The sequence below is a fragment of the Microbacterium karelineae genome, assembly GCF_009745985.1.
Lineage (GTDB): Bacteria > Actinomycetota > Actinomycetes > Actinomycetales > Microbacteriaceae > Microbacterium > Microbacterium karelineae.
The window spans coordinates 1-434 of the sequence record NZ_WFIX01000061.1 but is presented as its reverse complement, the minus strand read 5'-3'; the positions used below and the strand labels follow the sequence as shown (position 1 = coordinate 434).

The window sequence follows — 434 nt, the reverse complement described above, 5'->3', positions numbered from 1 at the left end:
GAGTTCCATAAATGGTATTGTTGGAAGTACAGTGGAAATAATCGTATTCTGCACCTACCGTATAATCTTTAGGAATAAAAGAATAGTTTTCTTCTTTTGAAGAACCTACTACATCCACTGTTCCTACTTTTTTTGCTTCCTTAATGGCTCCGGCTGCCCATGTTCCTGTATCCAGGTAAGCTGCTTTTCCTCCTACTTTCATCAGGTTGTAAGGAACCATTGCAAACTGCAGGCTGGCACCACCTCCTAAATAAAGTACTTCATAATCATCACCAAGATTCATCAATCTTTTTACAATGGCACGCGCTTCATCCATTACCGCAACGAAATCCTTGCTTCTGTGAGAAATTTCAAGGAGAGACAATCCAATACCGTTAAAGTCAAGGATAGCCTGTGCTGATTTTTCAAATACCTCTTGTGGTAAAATACATGGT

General features: G+C 39.6%; 1 protein-coding gene. It reads right to left on the bottom strand.

Going from position 1 to position 434, the window contains the following annotated elements; all coding sequences use genetic code 11:
- A partial coding sequence (locus GB932_RS21925) for an aminotransferase class V-fold PLP-dependent enzyme (protein WP_156758909.1) occupies positions 1-434 on the bottom strand: 434 nt, incomplete at both ends.